Origin of the sequence: Streptococcus sp. 3.1 (genome assembly GCF_016648915.1) — a bacterium.
In the GTDB taxonomy this organism is placed as follows: Bacteria; Bacillota; Bacilli; order Lactobacillales; family Streptococcaceae; genus Streptococcus; species Streptococcus salivarius_E.
The window spans coordinates 148,086-167,627 of record NZ_JACLQV010000005.1 but is presented as its reverse complement, the minus strand read 5'-3'; the positions used below and the strand labels follow the sequence as shown (position 1 = coordinate 167,627).

At 38.9% G+C, this 19,542-nt stretch carries 19 protein-coding genes; 18 read left to right on the top strand and 1 reads right to left on the bottom strand.

Going from position 1 to position 19,542, the window contains the following annotated elements; all coding sequences use genetic code 11:
* Positions 1-144: 144 nt before the first annotated feature.
* The 12 genes from H7U02_RS04855 (at position 145) to trmFO (ending at position 12,344) form a co-directional block, all read left to right on the top strand.
* Entirely contained in the window at positions 145-672 is a 528-nt protein-coding gene (locus H7U02_RS04855) for an ECF transporter S component (protein ID WP_002883896.1), read from the top strand.
* Between the two features lie 22 nt (positions 673-694).
* Positions 695-1,210 (top strand): transcription repressor NadR, encoded by a 516-nt coding sequence (locus tag H7U02_RS04850; RefSeq protein ID WP_110981443.1) that lies wholly within the window; start codon positions 695-697, stop codon positions 1,208-1,210.
* Positions 1,211-1,304: 94 nt separating this feature from the next.
* Positions 1,305-1,994 carry an XRE family transcriptional regulator gene (locus tag H7U02_RS04845; protein ID WP_110981442.1) on the top strand — a complete coding sequence of 230 codons (690 nt, stop codon included), beginning with the start codon at positions 1,305-1,307 and terminating at the stop codon, positions 1,992-1,994.
* Between the two features lie 128 nt (positions 1,995-2,122).
* Positions 2,123-2,977, top strand: a complete 855-nt coding sequence (gene ylqF, locus H7U02_RS04840) for a ribosome biogenesis GTPase YlqF (RefSeq protein ID WP_021144074.1) — start codon at positions 2,123-2,125, stop codon at positions 2,975-2,977.
* Positions 2,964-3,731: a ribonuclease HII gene (locus tag H7U02_RS04835; RefSeq protein WP_110981441.1), complete on the top strand. Its 768-nt coding sequence runs from the start codon at positions 2,964-2,966 to the stop codon at positions 3,729-3,731. The genes ylqF and H7U02_RS04835 overlap by 14 nt, the downstream gene beginning before the upstream one ends.
* Positions 3,732-3,741: 10 nt before the next feature.
* Entirely contained in the window at positions 3,742-4,662 is a 921-nt protein-coding gene (locus H7U02_RS04830; RefSeq protein ID WP_110981440.1) for an ROK family protein, read from the top strand.
* Between the two features lie 68 nt (positions 4,663-4,730).
* Complete coding sequence (dprA, locus tag H7U02_RS04825; RefSeq protein ID WP_110981439.1) at positions 4,731-5,570, top strand: DNA-processing protein DprA; 840 nt, start codon at positions 4,731-4,733, stop codon at positions 5,568-5,570.
* Positions 5,571-5,737: 167 nt separating this feature from the next.
* The gene (gene topA / locus H7U02_RS04820; RefSeq protein WP_110981438.1) at positions 5,738-7,882 is read left to right on the top strand and encodes a type I DNA topoisomerase; all 2,145 of its coding nucleotides are present in this window, start codon (positions 5,738-5,740) and stop codon (positions 7,880-7,882) included.
* 114 nt (positions 7,883-7,996) lie between these two features.
* On the top strand, positions 7,997-8,821 hold the full coding sequence (locus tag H7U02_RS04815; protein WP_110981437.1) for a TraX family protein: 825 nt from the start codon (positions 7,997-7,999) through the stop codon (positions 8,819-8,821).
* 35 nt (positions 8,822-8,856) lie between these two features.
* The gene (locus H7U02_RS04810) at positions 8,857-9,516 is read left to right on the top strand and encodes a response regulator transcription factor (protein WP_110981436.1); all 660 of its coding nucleotides are present in this window, start codon (positions 8,857-8,859) and stop codon (positions 9,514-9,516) included.
* Positions 9,507-10,883, top strand: a complete 1,377-nt coding sequence (locus H7U02_RS04805) for a HAMP domain-containing sensor histidine kinase (protein WP_311637561.1) — start codon at positions 9,507-9,509, stop codon at positions 10,881-10,883. The genes H7U02_RS04810 and H7U02_RS04805 overlap by 10 nt, the downstream gene beginning before the upstream one ends.
* A 117-nt stretch (positions 10,884-11,000) precedes the next feature.
* Positions 11,001-12,344, top strand: a complete 1,344-nt coding sequence (trmFO, locus tag H7U02_RS04800; protein ID WP_155197879.1) for a methylenetetrahydrofolate--tRNA-(uracil(54)-C(5))-methyltransferase (FADH(2)-oxidizing) TrmFO — start codon at positions 11,001-11,003, stop codon at positions 12,342-12,344.
* Between the two features lie 59 nt (positions 12,345-12,403).
* Here the strand turns inward: trmFO and H7U02_RS04795 are convergent, their stop codons facing one another.
* Positions 12,404-13,549: a cobalamin-independent methionine synthase II family protein gene (locus H7U02_RS04795; RefSeq protein ID WP_155197878.1), complete on the bottom strand. Its 1,146-nt coding sequence runs from the start codon at positions 13,547-13,549 to the stop codon at positions 12,404-12,406.
* Between the two features lie 166 nt (positions 13,550-13,715).
* Here H7U02_RS04795 and ndk point away from each other — a divergent pair, with 166 nt between their 5' ends.
* From ndk to H7U02_RS04765, 6 genes are all read left to right on the top strand, one after another.
* Entirely contained in the window at positions 13,716-14,129 is a 414-nt protein-coding gene (ndk, locus tag H7U02_RS04790) for a nucleoside-diphosphate kinase (RefSeq protein WP_171963568.1), read from the top strand.
* A gap of 1 nt (position 14,130) precedes the next feature.
* Positions 14,131-14,424: a rhodanese-like domain-containing protein gene (locus H7U02_RS04785; RefSeq protein ID WP_201042883.1), complete on the top strand. Its 294-nt coding sequence runs from the start codon at positions 14,131-14,133 to the stop codon at positions 14,422-14,424.
* A gap of 212 nt (positions 14,425-14,636) precedes the next feature.
* On the top strand, positions 14,637-15,401 hold the full coding sequence (locus H7U02_RS04780) for a (S)-acetoin forming diacetyl reductase (RefSeq protein WP_073690133.1): 765 nt from the start codon (positions 14,637-14,639) through the stop codon (positions 15,399-15,401).
* 385 nt (positions 15,402-15,786) lie between these two features.
* Complete coding sequence (lepA, locus tag H7U02_RS04775; RefSeq protein ID WP_002891049.1) at positions 15,787-17,619, top strand: translation elongation factor 4; 1,833 nt, start codon at positions 15,787-15,789, stop codon at positions 17,617-17,619.
* 183 nt (positions 17,620-17,802) lie between these two features.
* Positions 17,803-19,047, top strand: a complete 1,245-nt coding sequence (locus tag H7U02_RS04770) for a hypothetical protein (protein WP_260318405.1) — start codon at positions 17,803-17,805, stop codon at positions 19,045-19,047.
* A 97-nt stretch (positions 19,048-19,144) separates the two neighbouring features.
* Complete coding sequence (locus H7U02_RS04765) at positions 19,145-19,486, top strand: hypothetical protein (RefSeq protein WP_021146812.1); 342 nt, start codon at positions 19,145-19,147, stop codon at positions 19,484-19,486.
* Positions 19,487-19,542 lie beyond the last annotated feature (56 nt).

Here is a 19,542-nt window from a genome sequence, read left to right as displayed (position 1 = left end):
TATGGGACTTTTTGTGTACACTTAAAAAGCTCTATAATCTCTACAGTGGTTTTACCCACTACAGAAATTATAGAGCCAAAATTATTGACTTATATAACTATACACTGTAATATACTAATGTATATACAGTAAAAGGAGTAAATAATGAAACCTAAAAAGAGAATTCAAGAAATGACCTTTGCAGCTTTATTAACTGCAATTGCTATCCTTATCCCAAGTATTATGCCAATTAAACTAATCATCCCACCGGCTTCGTATACTTTGGGGAGTCATGTTCCAATATTTCTAGCTATGTTTATATCTCCCTGGGTAACTGCTTTTGTTATCTTAGCTTCTAGTTTGGGATACTTTATGGCTGGCTATCCGATTGTGGTTGTTTTTAGAGCCTTTTCTCATATTATATTTGGTTTTTTAGGCGCACTCTATTTGAAAAAATTTCCACAAACGATAGAAAACCATAAATCATCATTACTTTTCAACTTTGTTTTAGGACTTATCCATGCCATAGGTGAAGTTCTTGCTTGCGTGATTTTTTATTCCGTAACAGGAGAGGATTTCCAAAAACTGTTCTATGTTCTCTTTGTTTTAGTTGGTTTTGGCACTATTGTCCATAGTATGATAGACTATGTTATAGCATTAACGATTTTCAAAAGTATTCGAAAAATACGCTAGTTGAAAGAGGGAGGGTTTGTCTATGGCTTCAAATCGAAAAGAAGAATTATTGGCACTCTTAAAGGGAGCTAAAGAAGCAATGAATGGACAAAGTTTGGCGGAGCATTTTGGTGTGACACGTCAAATCATTGTTCAAGATATTGCCCTCTTACGTGCAGATGGTGCCCAGATTATTTCAACTAATAGGGGCTATATCTATAAAAGTAGCGATGACAATTGTTATATACGTAGACTGTTTAAGGTGAATCATACTGTGTCAGATATGGAAGATGAGCTTTTGGCTATTGTTGATAATGGAGGACGTATTCAAAATATCATGATAGATCATCCAGTTTACGGAGAAATTCAGACTTTGTTGAAATTGACTTGTCGTCGAGATGTTATTCATTTTTTAGATCAATCATCGTCAAATGACTTTCGCCCCTTATCTGATTTAACAAATGGCGTTCATTACCATCTTGTCGAAGCAGATAGTGAACAGGATATGGCTTATATAGAAGAGGCACTAAACCATCTAGAATTTTTAGTTAAAGAATAATACAAAAGAGAATTGTAAAAGTAGTTAGTTTCACTTGAAGTTAACTGCTTTTTTTGATAAACTTATGTTAGTTTATTAACTTACGGAGGTAGCTATGTTTTCAGGACAACGACTTAAGGAAATTCGAGAAGCACAAGGAATGAGTCAGGCCGCAGTGGCTAAGCATCTAGGAATTTCTCGCTCCTCTTATTTTAACTGGGAAAATGGTAAGACGAAACCAAATCAAAAGAATCTATCGGTATTGGCTGAACTTTTTGGTGTAGCTGAGACATATTTTCTATCTGAACATGAGATTGTAGAAGTCTACTTGGAATTAAATGAGGAAAATCGTCAGGAAGCTTTGCGACTCACTAATGCTCTCTTGGAGGAGCAAGAAGCAGAAAAGCAGAAGGCACCTGTTATTCCGTTATATTCTTACAAAGTTTTCGAGCGTTTGTCAGCCGGAACAGGTTATACTTACTTTGGTGATGGCAATTACGATGAAGTTTTCTATGATGAAGAATTAGATCATGATTTTGCGTCATGGGTTTTTGGAGACTCTATGGAACCTACCTACCTAAATGGAGAAGTAGTGCTAATCAAACAAACGGGCTTTGATTATGATGGAGCTGTTTATGCTGTAGACTGGGATGGTCAAACCTATATCAAAAAGGTCTATCGTGAGGAAGAGGGTCTTCGTTTAGTTTCTCTCAATAAACGTTATGGTGATAAGTTTGCACCCTATGACGAAGATCCTCGAATCATTGGTAAGATTGTTGGTAACTTTATGCCTGTTGAGGGGTAGGTAACCTTTATCAATTGGGCATCTCAAATTAAATCTGTTATAATAATAAGTAAAGCAAAGCCAATGATTTGGCTTTTTTTAAAGATTTTAAATGATATTTTGCTAAGAATACAAAAGGAGAAACATATATGGCTACTATTCAATGGTTTCCAGGCCACATGTCTAAGGCCCGTCGACAGGTTCAGGAGAACCTTAAACATGTTGATTTTGTTACAATTTTAGTGGATGCACGTTTGCCACTTTCGAGTCAGAACCCTATGCTGACCAAAATTGTTGGCGATAAACCAAAGCTTCTAATTCTCAATAAGGCTGACCTCGCTGACAGTAATCGTACGAAAGAATGGCGTACCTATTTTAAGAGTCAAGGGATTAAAACCTTGGCCATCAATTCCAAGGAACAATCTACAGTTAAATTGGTAACAGACGCTGCTAAGAGTCTTATGGCTGACAAGATTCAACGGCTACGTGAACGCGGTATTCAGAAAGAGACCTTACGAACCATGATTATTGGGATTCCAAATGCAGGGAAATCTACCTTGATGAACCGCTTAGCTGGTAAAAAGATTGCTGTTGTAGGAAATAAACCCGGCGTTACAAAAGGTCAACAGTGGTTGAAGTCTAATAAAGACTTGGAAATTCTTGATACTCCAGGTATTTTGTGGCCTAAGTTTGAAGATGAATTGGTTGGATTGAAACTCGCTTTGACTGGTGCCATCAAGGACCAGCTATTGCCAATGGATGAAGTGACGATATTTGGACTCAACTATTTTAAAACTTACTATCCTGAACGTTTAGAGGAACGCTTCAAAGGGATTGACCTTGAAGAAGAGGCACCAGAAATCATTATGGAAATGACTCGAAAACTTGGCTTCCGTGAAGATTATGACCGTTTCTATAATCTATTTGTCAAAGAAGTTCGTGATGGAAAACTAGGTCGTTACACACTTGATATTGTTGGGGTCGATACTGATGGCGACAATTAAAGAAGTCAAGGAGCAATTGGCAGCATTGACAGATCTTGATGACTACCGATGGGCAAGTTTTGAGGAAGATAGTCGATCTGGTGTACAGACTGCCATAAAGCAACGTCGCAAAGCTATCCTAGCTGAGATTGCTGAGGAAGAACGCTTAGAAATGATGCTCAGTTACGAAAAATCGCTTTATGCTCAGGGAATTGAACTTATCGCAGGTGTTGATGAAGTTGGACGTGGTCCTTTAGCTGGCCCAGTTGTAGCTGCAGCGGTTATCTTACCAAAGCTTTGCAAAATAAAAGGTCTCAATGACAGTAAAAAGATTCCAAAATCTAAACATGAAGCCATTTATAAGCAGGTGATGAAGGAAGCAGTAGCTGTCGGTATTGGTATTAAGGATAATCATGTGATTGATGACGTCAATATTTATGAAGCAACCAAGCTTGCTATGGCTGAAGCTATTGAAAAACTGAGTCCCAAACCAGAACATTTGTTAATTGATGCCATGAGCTTGGATCTACCAATAGGACAAACATCAATCATAAAAGGGGATGCTAATTCTTTATCTATCGCAGCAGCTTCGATCGTAGCAAAGGTAACCCGTGATAAGATGATGGCTGACTATGATCAGGAGTTTCCTGGATATGCATTTGCCAAAAATGCAGGCTATGGTACCAAGGATCATCTGTCTGGCCTAGATAACTTTGGTGTTACTCCAATTCATAGAAGAAGTTTCGAACCAATAAAGTCAATCATTAAAAAGTAGGTGAAGTGGCGTGATTTTAGCTATTGATATTGGAGGGACCTTTATCAAGTTTGGGTTAGTTGATAATGATTTTAGAATTAGCAACCAATCTAAAGTGCCGACACCATCGTCCCTAGATAATTTCTGGATAACTTTAGAGAGTATTATTTCATCATTTAAGAATGGTATTTCTGGTATTGCCATTGCATGCCCGGGCGAAATTAATAGTAAACGAGGTTTTGTTTTCAAGGGTGGTCTTATTCCTTATTTGACAGCCATTCCTCTTGGGACACGCTTGTCCAAAACATTTCAACTGCCTGTAAAGGTTATCAATGATGCTGATGCGGCAGCTTTGGCTGAAGCAAGATATGGTAGCTTACAGGATTTGGATTGTAGTGCTGCCTTGGTTTTAGGTACCGGTGTTGGCTTAGGCATTGTCTCACAGGGGGACTTGTTAACTCCTCTGTCGGTTACCCGATATTTGCGTTCTCCAAGTCCTCAAAGCAAGAGTCAAACGGCTCTCCCTTTCCAGTGGACCTTATTTAAGCAAGCACTGATTAGCCTTGTCGATAATAAAGGTTCTGCGGTAGGTTTCGTTCATGAAGCTAGTCAAATACTTGGTTTAGAACAGGATGATAGTTTAGTAGTTTTCTCGGCTTTAGATGAAAATCACTCTGAACAACTAAAACGTCTATTTAAGGACTATTGTCATGAAATTGCTGTTCTGATTCTTAATTTGCAGAGTTTATTCAAGTTGGACAGAGTTGTTATCGGCGGTGGTATCAGTAGGCAAGGTACTTTAATTGAAGGAATATGCGATGCCTATGAGGAGTTATTTAACGAAAAGCCAGAATTAGGTTTTGAGCCGATAACAATTCAAGCTTGTCATTTCCATAACGACAGTAACCTCTTAGGAGCGGCATCATATTTTACTTCTGAAAATGCCTTATAATTAACAAAAGTTCCATGAAGGGGCTTTTTTTCTATTTCTCTTGCGAATAATGAAATGGAGGTAGTTACATGAATAACTTTGAACTTTTTAAACTAAAAGCAGCTGGATTGACAAATTTAAATATTCTTAATATTTTAGACTATCAAAAAAATCAAGATAAAAAACTGAGCTTACGTGATATGGCAGTGGTATCTAAGTCTAAAAATGCAGTTCTCTTTATGGAAGAATACAAGAATTTAGATATTAAGCAGCTTAAGGAAAATTTTCAACGTTTTCCGACCTTATCAATTTTTGATAAGGAGTATCCCATTGAGCTGAAGCATAGCTATAATCCACCTGTCCTCCTCTTTTATCAAGGGAATATTGATTTGCTAAGTAAACCAAAGCTAGCTGTTGTTGGGGCAAGAAAGTGCTCCGAAATAGGCAAACAGTCTGTTCGAAAAATTGTTAGTGAACTTGGGAATCACTTTACTATTGTGAGTGGTTTGGCGCGTGGGATTGATACTTGTGCACATATGGAGGCCTTGAAAAATAAAGGAAAGACCATTGCAGTTATCGGGACAGGACTTGATGTTTATTATCCAAAAGAAAATAAAGCTTTGCAGGACTATATGGCCAAAAATCATTTAGTTCTTTCAGAATATGGACCGGGTGAACAGCCACTTAAATACCATTTCCCTGAACGAAATCGGATAATTTCTGGATTGTGTCAAGGGGTTATGGTGGTTGAAGCTAAGCTTCGCTCGGGAAGTCTGATTACTTGTGAGCGTGCCATGGAAGAAGGTAGAGATGTTTTTGCTATTCCAGGAAATATTTTAGATGGAAAGTCAGAAGGATGTCATCACTTGATTCAAGAGGGTGCAAAGTGCATTACGACAGGGTTTGACATCCTTTCAGAGTTTTCTTGAAAATCAAACTTCTCCTATAGGGAAAAAGTTTTTTATTGACAGTTAAAGAAAAGGACGGTATCATGTTAGTTGCTCGGTCCAAGATGTTACATTTTTTAATGTCTTGTGACTAGATTTTAGACAGATTAGTGGCGCAGCCAGTTTATAACATTATAAGGAAATAGTCTATGGCGACAGCAACGACAACAAAAACAAAAACTAAAGCAACAAAGAAAACAACGGCTAAAAAGACGACTAAAAAGAGGGCGACACCAAAGAAAAATTTGGTTATCGTGGAGTCTCCTGCCAAAGCAAAAACCATTGAAAAGTATCTTGGGCGCAATTATAAAGTTGTAGCCTCTGTTGGGCATATCCGTGATTTGAAAAAATCAAGTATGTCTATTGATTTTGAAAACAACTATGAACCTCAGTACATTAATATTCGTGGTAAAGGACCTCTTATCAATGAATTGAAGAAAGAGGCTAAAAAAGCCAAGCAAGTCTTTCTCGCAAGTGACCCGGACCGTGAAGGGGAAGCCATTTCATGGCATTTGTCACATATTCTTGGATTAGAGCCAGAGGAAAAAAATCGTGTCGTCTTTAACGAAATTACTAAAGATGCAGTGAAAAATGCCTTTGTGGAGCCACGCGCCATTAACATGGACTTGGTAGATGCGCAGCAAGCTCGTCGTGTCTTGGATCGTATTGTGGGTTACTCTATTTCACCTCTTCTTTGGAAGAAGGTTAAGAAAGGTCTTTCTGCAGGTCGGGTGCAATCGGTAGCTCTTAAGCTTATTATTGACCGTGAGAATGAAATCAAGGCCTTTAAACCAGAAGAATACTGGACTATTGATGGTGCCTTTAAGAAGGGGGCTAAGAAGTTTCAGGCTAGCTTCTATGGCTTGGATGGTAAAAAGCTTAAGCTCAACAATAATGACGATGTTCGAGCTGTTCTTTCTCGTATCACGAGTGATGACTTTAATGTTGATAAGGTAGAGAAAAAAGAACGCCGTCGTAATGCACCATTGCCATATACTACCTCCTCTCTCCAACAGGATGCTGCCAATAAGATTAACTTCCGTACACGTAAGACCATGATGGTTGCCCAACAGTTGTACGAAGGGATTAATCTGGGGTCAGGAGCTCAAGGTTTGATTACCTATATGCGTACGGACTCTACACGTATCAGTCCGGTGGCACAAAACCAGGCTGCTGAGTTTATTACAGAACGCTTTGGTTCTAAGTATTCTAAGCATGGTAGTAAGGTGAAAAATAGCTCAGCGGCGCAAGATGCCCACGAGGCTATTCGTCCTTCAAATGTTTTCCAAACACCAGAAAGCATTGCCAAGTATTTGGATAAGGATCAGCTCAAGCTCTATACCCTTATTTGGAATCGTTTTGTGGCCAGTCAAATGACAGCTGCTGTATTTGATACGATGAAGGTGACCTTGTCTCAAAACGGAGTCATTTTCACAGCAAATGGTAGCCAAATCAAGTTTGACGGTTATATGGCCGTTTACAACGACTCTGATAAAAACAAAATGCTTCCTGATATGGCTGAAGGTGATACGGTTAAAAAGGTTGTGACAACGCCTGAACAACACTTCACGCAACCTCCTGCACGCTATTCTGAAGCGACACTGATTAAGACACTGGAAGAAAATGGTGTCGGTCGTCCGTCAACTTATGCGCCAACGCTTGATGTTATCCAACGTCGCTACTATGTCAAATTGGTGGCTAAACGTTTTGAACCAACAGAACTTGGTGAAATCGTTAATAGCTTAATCGTCGAATTTTTCCCTGACATCGTGGATGTTAAATTCACCGCTGAAATGGAGGGTAAACTTGATAAGGTTGAAATTGGTAAGGAACAATGGCAGAAGGTAATTGATGAATTCTTCAAACCTTTCCAAAAAGAATTGGAAAAAGCTGAAGAAGGTATTGAAAAAATCCAAATTAAGGATGAGCCTGCTGGTTTTGATTGTGACCTCTGTGGTCACCCAATGGTCATCAAACTTGGTCGCTACGGTAAGTTCTACGCATGTAGTAATTTCCCAGACTGTCATAACACCAAGGCCATTACAAAAGAAATTGGCGTTACTTGTCCAACCTGTGGTCAAGGTCAGGTCATCGAACGTAAGACAAAACGTAATCGTGTCTTTTATGGTTGTGATCGCTATCCTGACTGTGAATTTACGTCGTGGGATATTCCTGTTGGACGTAACTGTCCTAAATCAGGCGATTACCTCGTCGAGAAGAAAGTACGTGGTGGTGGCAAACAAGTCATCTGTAGTAACGAAGAGTGTGACTACAAAGAATCTATTGTTAAATAAAGACATAGCTATCTCAAGTTAAGACTTGGGATAGTTTTTTGTATTTTATCCAAAAAACTGATACTTTCCTTAAATTTGTTTTTTATACTGAGAATGAAAGAAAGGAGAGTTATTATGAAACGTTTAAGTCTATCAGGTTTCCAACTCAAATATATAGCTCTAATTACTATGGTATTCGACCATATTCAATATTTTTTTGAATATACAGGAAAAATACCCATTTGGTTTACTATGATTGGGAGATTAGCGGCCCCCATATTTCTATTTGCTGTGATTGAAGGTTTCGTCCATACACACAATCGAAAAAAATACTTCCTAAGGATTTATGCTTTAGCTATTTTAATGGGATTGATTCAGTTTGGATTTTATAATTTTTTACATCCTCTTGTAAGGCCAGATGGTTTCTTTCCACAAAATATGATGTTGTCATCATTCGTTATCTTGCTCGTAGCTCTTCAAGGTATCGCTTGGATTCAAGAAAAGAAATACCTTAAAGGGATACTAACTTTACTTTTTCCAATATTACTCCCATTGCTAATGGTGCCTTTTTATCTGCTAAGTGTGAACAAACCTATGTTAGGTTTTCTACTAAATTTACTCAATTTCACAGTGTTGCCAGTTCATACATTTATCAGCGATGGAGGAACGTGGTTACTTTTGACTGGTATCGCTATGTATCTTTGTCACAAGAATCTTAAGAAAGAAGTACTTGCTTTTGTGACTGTTAGTCTTGTTTGGGTACTAATTACGATTGTTTTAAGTAAGCTATCTATTCATGATCTAATGTTTAAATACATTGAATGGATGGAAATATTTGCAGCTCCTTTAATGCTTTGTTATAACGGTCAAAGAGGTAAAGGGTCAAAATATTTGTTCTATGTCTTTTACCCAACACATATTTATCTACTCTACGCCTTGTCAGTTCTCTTCTATAGATGATATGATAAGGGTAACTTTGTACGAAAGGAAAGGTTATGGCTCAGATACTTGTTGTTGATGATCAGGAAGATATTGTTCAATTGGTTGTTAAGGCTTTAGAGCTCCAAAATCATAAGGTGACGGGCCTTACAAGTGTTTTGGATTTAGATAAGAACTCGTTGCCACGGTTTGACTTGATTTTACTGGATATCATGATGCCTGATGTTGATGGTCTCCAGTTTTGTCCTGAGATTCGTGATCAGGTGGATTGTCCTATACTCTTTATTACAGCCAAAACGCAAGAGGCTGATATTGTTCAAGGCTTGACTTATGGTGCTGATGATTATATTTGCAAGCCATTTGGGGTTAAAGAACTTCAAGCGCGTGTGGCTGCACACTTGAGACGTGAACATCGTGAGCGCCACCATAAGCTATTAATTGGAAATATTCAGTTTGATTTGTCTGCTCAGGAGCTTTATGTTGAGAATCAGTTGTTAGATTTGACTAAGTCAGAATATGGTATTTGTCAGTTTCTGGCTGAAAATAAGGGCCAAGTCTTTTCCAAAGAACAAATCTACACGCATTTGTACGGCTATGAGGATAAAGGGAGTCCGACAGCAGTGGCTGAACATATTAAAAATATCCGTGCAAAGCTCAAAGATTTTGGGCAAAATCCTATTGAAACAGTCTGGGGGATTGGTTACAAGTGGCACTAATTAAAAAACGAGAGCACTCTCTAAGAACAATCTTGTTATCTTATGTCGTCAGCCTGACGGTCCTCTCGGCAATCAGTAGCCTACTTATTTTGTCTTTGTTCAGCTTGTCTTATCGTTTTGGCGTTGTGATTCCAGCAAATCAGGTAGAAAGTGATTTGTCTGCTGTCAGGAATGATATTGAAACTTCTAAGGTCTTTAATCCAGATGTCTTGCCCGATGGTACTCGCTATGTCTTTTTGACTAGAGATTTTAAGCTTAAGAAGTCTAACATGCCAGTTAACTTGCAAGAAGAATCCTTACTAAATTACCAATTCAAGAATGCTCACGGTGGGATATACGGCTATTTTCAGTCTTTTGAACGGTCAGATGGTATAGTCATTGTCAACTATCAATTATCACCTAGGTATCATAATGCGTGGATGAATCAGCATTTTCCCAATGCTGATCTATTGATGATTGGCTCAATGTTTGCATTCATTCTCCTAATATTTATTATTTTAACTTTTTACTATGCAAATAAATTAAGTCAGCAGCTTAAACCTATATTAAAAGTTACTGAAAAAATTTCCCAACAAGACTTGGATTTTCAAACCTACCAGTCTACAATTAAGGAATTCAATCAGGTTTTAAGTGGCTTGGATCACATGAGGGTTGCGCTTCGTGAATCTTTGATAGAAAATTGGAAGGCAGAGCAAGATAAGCAAAATCAGATTTCAGCCTTGACACATGATTTAAAGACACCACTGACAGTTGCTCGTGGAAATGCAGACCTCTTAGCCATGACTCCCTTGGATGCGGAACAGATGGACTTATTAGAACATTTTCAAAAGGGGATTACACAGGTTGATGCTTATGTTAAAGAGTTGTCTGAACTCAACAAAACGAGTTTGACGAAAACCTTGACGCTTGAAGACATTTCGGTTAGGGAATTTATTGAAGACATTTACGATCAAACCTTGTCACTAGCTCAAACCAAACAAATCAATGTAGTATTTGACAAGAAGGAGATTAAGAAAGCAATCATAGGCCATTGGGACAGGTCCTTGGTAAATCGAGCTTTTATGAATATTGTTTCAAATGCCGTAGAGCATACACCCAGTGGCAGTCAGTTGCTCCTGACCGCTAGGGTAGAAGAAGATGAATTCAAGTTTATCTGCCTTGATTCTGGTCCTGGATTTTCCCTTGAATCTCTTGAAAAGGCTACTCAGCTCTTTTATCAAGAGGATAAAAGTAGACAGAGCCGCAATCATAGTGGCCTTGGTCTGACTATTGCCAATGATATTATTCGCTTACACCATGGTAGTCTTGCTCTTTCGAATGACGATAGCACGGGTGGTGCTAAAGTGACTATCATTTTACCCCTTTAAATACAGATTACTCCTAGTCGCCAGATGAGGAGTTTTTTGCTATACTACTAAGAGTAAAAATGAAGAAAGATTTGTGGGGGCAGGATTTCATCTTGTTCTCGAAGAGGTATTAGTGTTATGTCTCAATCAAAAGCAGATTATATTAACGTGATTGGAGCTGGTTTGGCCGGCTCTGAAGCAGCTTATCAGATTGCTAAACGTGGTATTCCGGTAAAACTATATGAAATGCGTGGGGTCAAAGCAACACCTCAGCATAAGACAACAAACTTTGCAGAATTGGTTTGCTCTAACTCTTTCCGTGGCGATAGCTTGACAAATGCTGTAGGGCTTCTTAAAGAAGAAATGCGCCGCTTGGACTCTATCATTATGCGTAATGGAGAAGCTCACCGTGTGCCAGCTGGTGGTGCCATGGCTGTTGACCGTGAAGGTTATGCAGAAGCAGTGACAGCTGAAATTGAGAACAATCCATTAATTGAAGTTATCCGTGAAGAAATCACAGAAATTCCTGATGATGCCATTACAGTTATTGCTTCAGGTCCTTTGACTTCTGATGCTTTAGCTGAAAAAATTCACAAGCTTAACGGTGGAGATGGGTTCTATTTCTATGATGCCGCTGCACCGATTGTTGATAAAGCGACTATCGACATGAACAAAGTCTACCTTAAGTCACGCTATGACAAGGGTGAAGCAGCTTATCTAAACTGTCCAATGACAAAGGAGGAGTTCATGGCCTTCCACGAGGCCTTGACAACAGCTGAAGAAGCTCCTTTGAATTCTTTTGAAAAAGAAAAGTATTTCGAGGGCTGTATGCCTATCGAGGTTATGGCTAAACGTGGTATCAAGACAATGCTCTATGGTCCTATGAAACCAGTTGGTTTGGAGTATCCTGAAGATTACAAAGGGCCACGTGACGGCGACTTTAAGACCCCTTATGCGGTTGTTCAGCTTCGTCAGGACAATGCGGCTGGTAGCCTCTACAATATCGTTGGTTTCCAAACCCACCTCAAATGGGGAGAGCAAAAGCGTGTCTTCCAAATGATTCCAGGTCTTGAAAACGCTGAATTTGTGCGTTATGGGGTTATGCACCGCAACTCTTACATGGATTCGCCAAACTTGCTCAAACAGACATTCCAGTCAAAATCAAACCCTAATTTGTTCTTTGCAGGACAAATGACTGGTGTAGAAGGTTATGTTGAATCAGCTGCCTCAGGTTTGGTTGCCGGCATCAATGCTGCCCGTCTTTTTAAAGGTGAAGATGAGGTTATCTTCCCTCATACAACAGCTATCGGGAGTCTCCCATATTATGTGACACATGCTGAAAGTAGACATTTCCAACCAATGAATGTTAACTTTGGTATTATCAAAGAGTTGGAAGGGCCACGTATTCGTGACAAGAAAGAGCGCTATGAAAAAATTGCTGAGCGAGCTCTTAAAGATTTACAACCTTTTATTCAAGCTTAGACAACATTAAAATCCCTTACCGAATACGGCAAGGGATTTTAAGATTTAAAAGTATTCAATTAACCAAAGAATTTCTTAGCGATTTCTTGACCTTGTTTGATTTTAGTCCATTGTTGTGGTGTTGCCAACTCATTACCTGAGTCACATGAGGCGAAACCACATTGGTGAGAGAGGAAGAGACGTTCTTTTGGAAGGATTTGACTCGCTTTTTCAAGCAAATCGAGGACACGTTCTTCATCATCAAGGTCAGTAGTTTTAGAAGACAAAAGTCCTAGTACAACTTCAGCTTTGCTGTCTTTGAGGGCTTCGAGAGCTTTGATATCACCAGCGGTGTCGCTATCCCACTCAAGGAAGAAACGGTCATAGTGTTGCTCTGCCAAGAACTTCTTAGCGATGGCTTCGTAAGTTCCTTCGGCAGCAGAACGGCTTTCATAGTTACCACGACAGTTGTGCGTCCAAACCGTTAAACCAAGTTCGTGAGCATAGTCTACAACCTCGTTATTGATAGCTACAAACTCATCAGCCAATTCTGCTAAATCAGAATTACCTTCCGCAAAGAAACTTGCAGGGTTTGATGGGTCAAAAAGTTCCCAGAGACAGTCATCAAATTGAACAATTTTTCCACCGACAGCCTTGTATTCTTCCAAGAATTCTTTATAGGCATTAATGATACCTTTTTTGAGGTCTTCATTTGTTTCGTAGACTTGTCCAGGACCAGCCAAACGGTCAAAGATAGCAAGTTCAGTGTAGGCATGAGCAGGTCCCCAGATAGTTTGTTTGGTATCTTCATCACCTGCTTCAGCTTTAACCAATTTGTAAATATCTAGGTAATGGTGGTTCTTACCTGAGAGTGGTTCAGTAATACGAATACCGATATCTTTACGTGTTTCATATTGACCACCATCATGGTCTTTAAAAGTGTAGCCATGCTCAGCAATGTAGCGTTCAATTCCTTTAAATCCCCAGACAAAGTCTAAATGCCACATAGAACGTCCAAACTCGCCATCAGTAAGGATGTCAATACCGTTAGCTTTTTGGTCAGCCACAATTTGCTTAATATCTGCAGTTTCAGTTTCTTGATAACCAGGAAGGGCATCATAGAAAGGATACTGGATGTCGTCACGATGCTCGATTTCATCCTTATATTTACGGAGATCCGCAGGACGAAGAAGAGAACCGACTAATTGGAATTTAGATTTTGGCATAAAAATAACCTCAAAATATCATTTTATTTCTATGATACTTTTTATTTGCATTAATGAAAAATAGTTAATTTCTTTCTGAGGGCATAGTTTAAGACTATATAAGGTTTTACCCTGCAAAATGATACTTCCTATGGTAAAATGGAAAAAAACGATGAAGGTTGGGAACATGCAAAAAACATTCTTTATTATTAAACCAGATGCTGTTAAACGCCATTTAATTGGTCAAGTGCTTGATCGAATTGAGCGACGTGGCTTCGTTATTGAGCGTATGGAGATGCTGATGCTTGACGAAGAACGTCTTAAAGAACATTATGCCCAATTGGTTGATAAACCATTTTTCCCTAGTATTTCTGAATTCATGATGAGTGGCCCAGCAGTTATTGGTATTATGTCTGGCCCAGGTGTTATCAAGTCATGGCGTGATATGATGGGAGCAACCAATCCTGGGGATGCTACTCCAGGAACGATTCGTGGAGACTTTGCAACTGCACCAGATGGGGACATGATTCCAAATATTGTTCATGGTTCTGATTCAGAAGAATCTGCGGCTCGAGAAATTCAGATTTGGTTTGGTGAGTAAGATGGATTTAGTAAAGATTCAATCTGATTTAGCTAAGGGTGGACTGTTAATTGATGTCAGAAGTCCAGAAGAGTATGCAGAAGGTCATGTTAAGGATACCTTATTAATACCTCACACGCAGATTTTCACAGCTGACATTCCAGCTGAAAAAGACGCTTCAATTTACCTCTATTGTAAAATGGGGCCTCGTGCAGAATTTGCTGCATCAGTTCTTAAAGAGCGAGGCTATACTAAGGTGACTAACTTGGGTGGCTTGGACGATATGGAAGCACTAGGTTTTGAATTTGAAGAATAATAGGAATAAGGTCACCCAAGGGTGGTCTTATTTGTTTTCAGAAAAGTTTGATAATTACTTGACTACGTTTTCATAAAGGAGTAGAATTTTAATTGAGTTAAGACAAAGCCTATGAAAATGACTTTGCCAGAACTTGACTAACTTAGCGTATTCCAATTGAGATAAGGCTCGGTATTAAGCCAGTGACTCTAATTGGTAGAGGAGGATTTCGTATGTCAAAAGTTGCTATTGTTACAGGTGCAGGTCAAGGTATTGGTTTTGCGATTGCAAAACGTTTGGTTGAAGATGGTTTTAAAGTCGGAGTATTGGACTACAACGCTGAAACTGCAGAAAAAGCGGTTGCTGAATTGTCAGCAGACAGAGCATTTGCGGTTGTAGCTGATGTATCTAAACAAGCTGAAGTAGCAGCTGCTTTCCAAAAAGTTGTTGATCACTTTGGTGACTTGAATGTTGTTGTTAATAATGCCGGTGTGGCACCAACAACACCACTTGATACTATTACTGAAGAACAGTTCCAACGTACATTTAACATCAATGTCGGTGGCGTTATCTGGGGTGCTCAAGCTGCACAAGCACAATTCAAAGCACTTGGTCATGGTGGTAAAATCATCAATGCAACATCTCAAGCTGGTGTCGTTGGTAACCCTAACTTGACTGTCTATGGTGGTACTAAATTTGCAGTTCGTGGTATCACTCAAACTTTGGCGCGTGACTTGGCTGAATCAGGCATCACTGTCAATGCTTATGCACCAGGTATCGTTAAGACTCCAATGATGTTTGACATTGCTCATGAAGTTGGTAAGAACGCTGGTAAAGATGATGAATGGGGTATGCAAACTTTTGCTAAAGATATTACTCTCAAACGTTTGTCAGAACCTGAAGATGTGGCAGCAGCAGTTAGCTTCTTGGCTGGACCTGACTCAAACTACATCACAGGTCAAACCATCATCGTGGATGGTGGAATGCAATTCCATTAAAATAAAAGGAGAGCGGAAGGCTCTCTTTTTTTGCTTGATAAAACATAATATTTCTGATAATATAATCGTAATTAATTATGCTTTAAAAGGAGCCTTTCTATGTCAGATATTTTACACTATATTATAGAGCACCCATTTTTTAGTCTCATTCTATTGGGAATTGTTGTACTAGCCTTCGGTTTAGCTCCATTTTCAAGTAGTTCTACAGAAAACAAGCGCTCGGCAATTATTAATAAGCACTACAACGATAATTTTAAGAAGTAAGAAGGACTAAATACGGTCAGAAAGCAGATATTAGAGATAGGCAAAAGCCTGTCTTTTTTGTATAATAGAAGGTAACGATTAGTTTTTTTATAATCACAAGTAAGAACTAGGAAAGATAAAAATGCCAAATATTGAAGAATTAAAACAACGACAGGAGAAGATTCGTAACTTCTCTATTATTGCCCATATTGACCACGGTAAATCAACCCTTGCTGACCGTATTTTGGAAAAGACTGAGACAGTATCAAGTCGTGAGATGCAGGCGCAACTCCTTGATAGTATGGACCTCGAGCGTGAACGTGGTATCACTATCAAACTAAATGCCATTGAGCTTAACTATACAGCTAAAGATGGCGAAACATATATTTTCCACCTTATCGACACACCAGGACACGTGGACTTTACTTATGAAGTGTCACGTTCTCTTGCTGCCTGTGAGGGTGCAATCTTGGTGGTGGATGCAGCTCAAGGAATTGAAGCGCAAACACTTGCCAATGTTTACTTGGCCCTAGATAATGACTTGGAAATCTTACCAGTTATCAATAAAATCGACCTTCCAGCTGCAGATCCTGAACGTGTGCGTACAGAGGTTGAAGATGTTATCGGACTAGATGCTTCTGAAGCCGTGCTTGCATCAGCTAAAGCTGGTATCGGTATCGAGGAGATTCTCGAACAAATCGTTGAGAAAGTTCCTGCACCTCAAGGTGAAGTCGAAGCGCCTCTCCAAGCCCTTATCTTTGACTCTGTTTATGATGCCTACCGTGGGGTTATCCTCCAAGTGCGTGTGGTTAACGGAATGGTTAAACCAGGAGATAAGATTCAAATGATGTCTAATGGCAAGACCTTTGATGTTACTGAAGTTGGTATCTTCACGCCTAAAGCTGTTGGCCGTGACTACCTTGCGACAGGTGATGTTGGTTATATCGCGGCCTCAATCAAGACTGTTGCGGATACCCGTGTCGGTGATACAGTAACACTTGCGGATAATCCAGCAGCAGAGCCACTCCATGGCTATAAGCAAATGAATCCAATGGTCTTCGCCGGTCTTTATCCAATTGAGTCTAATAAATACAATGACTTGCGTGAAGCTCTTGAAAAGCTCCAGTTGAACGATGCTAGTCTTCAGTTTGAGCCTGAAACGTCTCAAGCCCTTGGTTTTGGTTTCCGTTGTGGTTTCTTGGGTCTTCTTCACATGGATGTTATCCAAGAGCGTTTGGAACGTGAGTTTAACATTGATCTCATCATGACAGCACCATCGGTAGTTTACCATGTTAACACTACTGACGGTGAGATGCTTGAAGTGTCTAACCCATCTGAATTCCCAGATCCTACACGTATTGATGCTATTGAAGAGCCTTATGTTAAAGCTCAAATCATGGTTCCTCAAGAGTATGTTGGTGCGGTTATGGAGTTAGCACAACGTAAACGTGGTGATTTTGAAACCATGGAATATATCGATGATAATCGTGTGAACGTTATCTATCAGATTCCACTTGCTGAAATCGTCTTTGATTTCTTTGATAAATTGAAATCATCTACACGTGGTTATGCAAGCTTTGACTATGAATTGTCAGAATACCGTCGCTCACAATTGGTGAAAATGGATATTCTCCTTAATGGTGACAAGGTCGATGCCCTTAGCTTCATCGTTCACAAGGAATTTGCTTACGAGCGTGGAAAACTTATCGTTGATAAACTTAAGAAAATCATTCCACGTCAACAATTCGAAGTGCCTATCCAAGCGGCCATCGGTCAAAAAATCGTTGCCCGTACAGACATCAAAGCCCTTCGTAAAAACGTCTTGGCTAAGTGTTACGGTGGTGACGTTTCACGTAAACGTAAACTCCTCGAAAAACAAAAAGCCGGTAAAAAACGTATGAAAGCCATCGGTTCGGTTGAAGTACCACAAGAAGCCTTCTTATCAGTACTTTCAATGGACGAAGATGAGAAATAAGAGTAATAGTCAGAATGTGATGTTCTGGCTATTTTTGTAATAAAAGTTTTGATAAAGATGATTTTAAAATTCCCCTTCTCAAAGCGTGGAAGGATTTATACTGCGACTATACTAATGCTTTTCTTTTTAGGGAATATATATACAAAGCACAAATTTCATGAAAAAGCTGTAGAAGAGTTACAGATGGCTCTAAAAGCTGATAAAGTAACTTCCAATGATATTTTTGGTAATCGTCATCAATATGTTGCAATTAGTCATGAAGAACCCACTTACTATAATTCTGAAGATAATGTAGCTACTGAGATGATTGGTAGAAATCATTTTGTTCGCTATTACGACACCATGAGTAGTCTCCATCAAGCTCATTTGGTAGTTTATGATATCAACAAAAATTTTGAAAAGAAAACTATTAATTTGACCCCATATTTGAAGAAAATAAAAGATTTTAAAGATATTAAGGAGTTGGCTGTGTCTTTAAGATCGATTGATGGTTATGATTATGTTTTCTTGGAGAATTCTCAAAACGATAAGCAATTTGCTTACAATTTAGATACGAATCAATTTTTAACTAGAGACCTACCAGATTATTCTTACAGTAAGGATGAAATGCTTTATTTTGGTGATAAGACTTCTGCTCGTAATCAGGTGAATGATAGCAACATGTGGGGATATTTAAAGAGAGAAGGAAACTTGGATGAGCTTTTAAGAATGTCTCCAGCTCAAACAAACAACCATTTATCAGCTCATCTAAATGTGATCCTAGTGATTGATAATGTAGATACTTCAAAACAAGAGAATCAAATTAATCTATTTAATGAAAATTCTGAAGTTAAGCCTATTTACGAAGAGGCTGTTAATCAGACAACAACAAACAGCAATACCTTAAAGAAATTTAAAGTATTGACCCGTCAAGGTAAGGAGGGAGATTTTCCGGTCGCTCCCACTGAGCCAGTGAAAAGCAGCCTACCTAATAAACCAAGCGAGCCAAAGAAAGTTCCAGAATTTAATGTTTTTCCTGATTCTATTTTTCCTATTAAACCTTTAAGTTTTAGTGAGATTCTTAACCAAAAGGCAGAACAAGACTATCAGAAAGACTATCGAGCTTACGAAAAAGCACGTCAAAAAGCCCAAAAAGATTATGATAGGAAATATGATGCCTATAAAAAGAAATTGGCTCAATATGAGTCCTATAGAGATAGAGAGTACGACAAACAATCACAAATCTATTTTTCTCCTGAAGAGCAGACCAATGATATTTTACATTGGTTGGGAACAAATGGAGAGCAAGCAATTGTAATTTCTGTAGAGGACGGTGCTGGTATTAGGAAGGAAATTCATTCGTTTGCTGATATTAAGGAGTGGGTAGATAAACATGATTACGATAACACTATAAAATCGGACTTTAGAGATTATAAAGAAGCTAAATAAGGATTCATGGGCTTTTAGTCTTATCAAGAAACCCATCACAAGCATTTTTCTCAGCTTTAGGCTATAATAGACAAAAAGGAATCTTGGGAGGGCCACTATGGATATCATGAGTTTTATCCCCAGTCAGCGCCAGGCTATTCTGGAGCGTTTTCAGCAAGTGGAGGCCTTGGGATTAGGCGCAGTTCGTATTGAATTGAAGGTTGCTAATCCTGTTGGCATCATCTATGAGTGCTTTATTTTAGCAGGGGAGAATTATTTTTCTAATCAAGCAGTGGTATCCTTCCGCATTCTCTATGAAAAAGACCTGGAACGCATTTCTTTGGATGTGGTAGATATCCCTGGTCGCTCAAGCTTGTCTAATTATCTCCAGTTAATAGAGATTTTTGAAGGCTTGCAAAATTATCTTAATCGAGAGTTTGCTAAGGTAAAAAATACATGAACATCTGATGGTTATCAGGTGTTTTTTTGTGATAGAAGTTCAAAAATTCACAATCT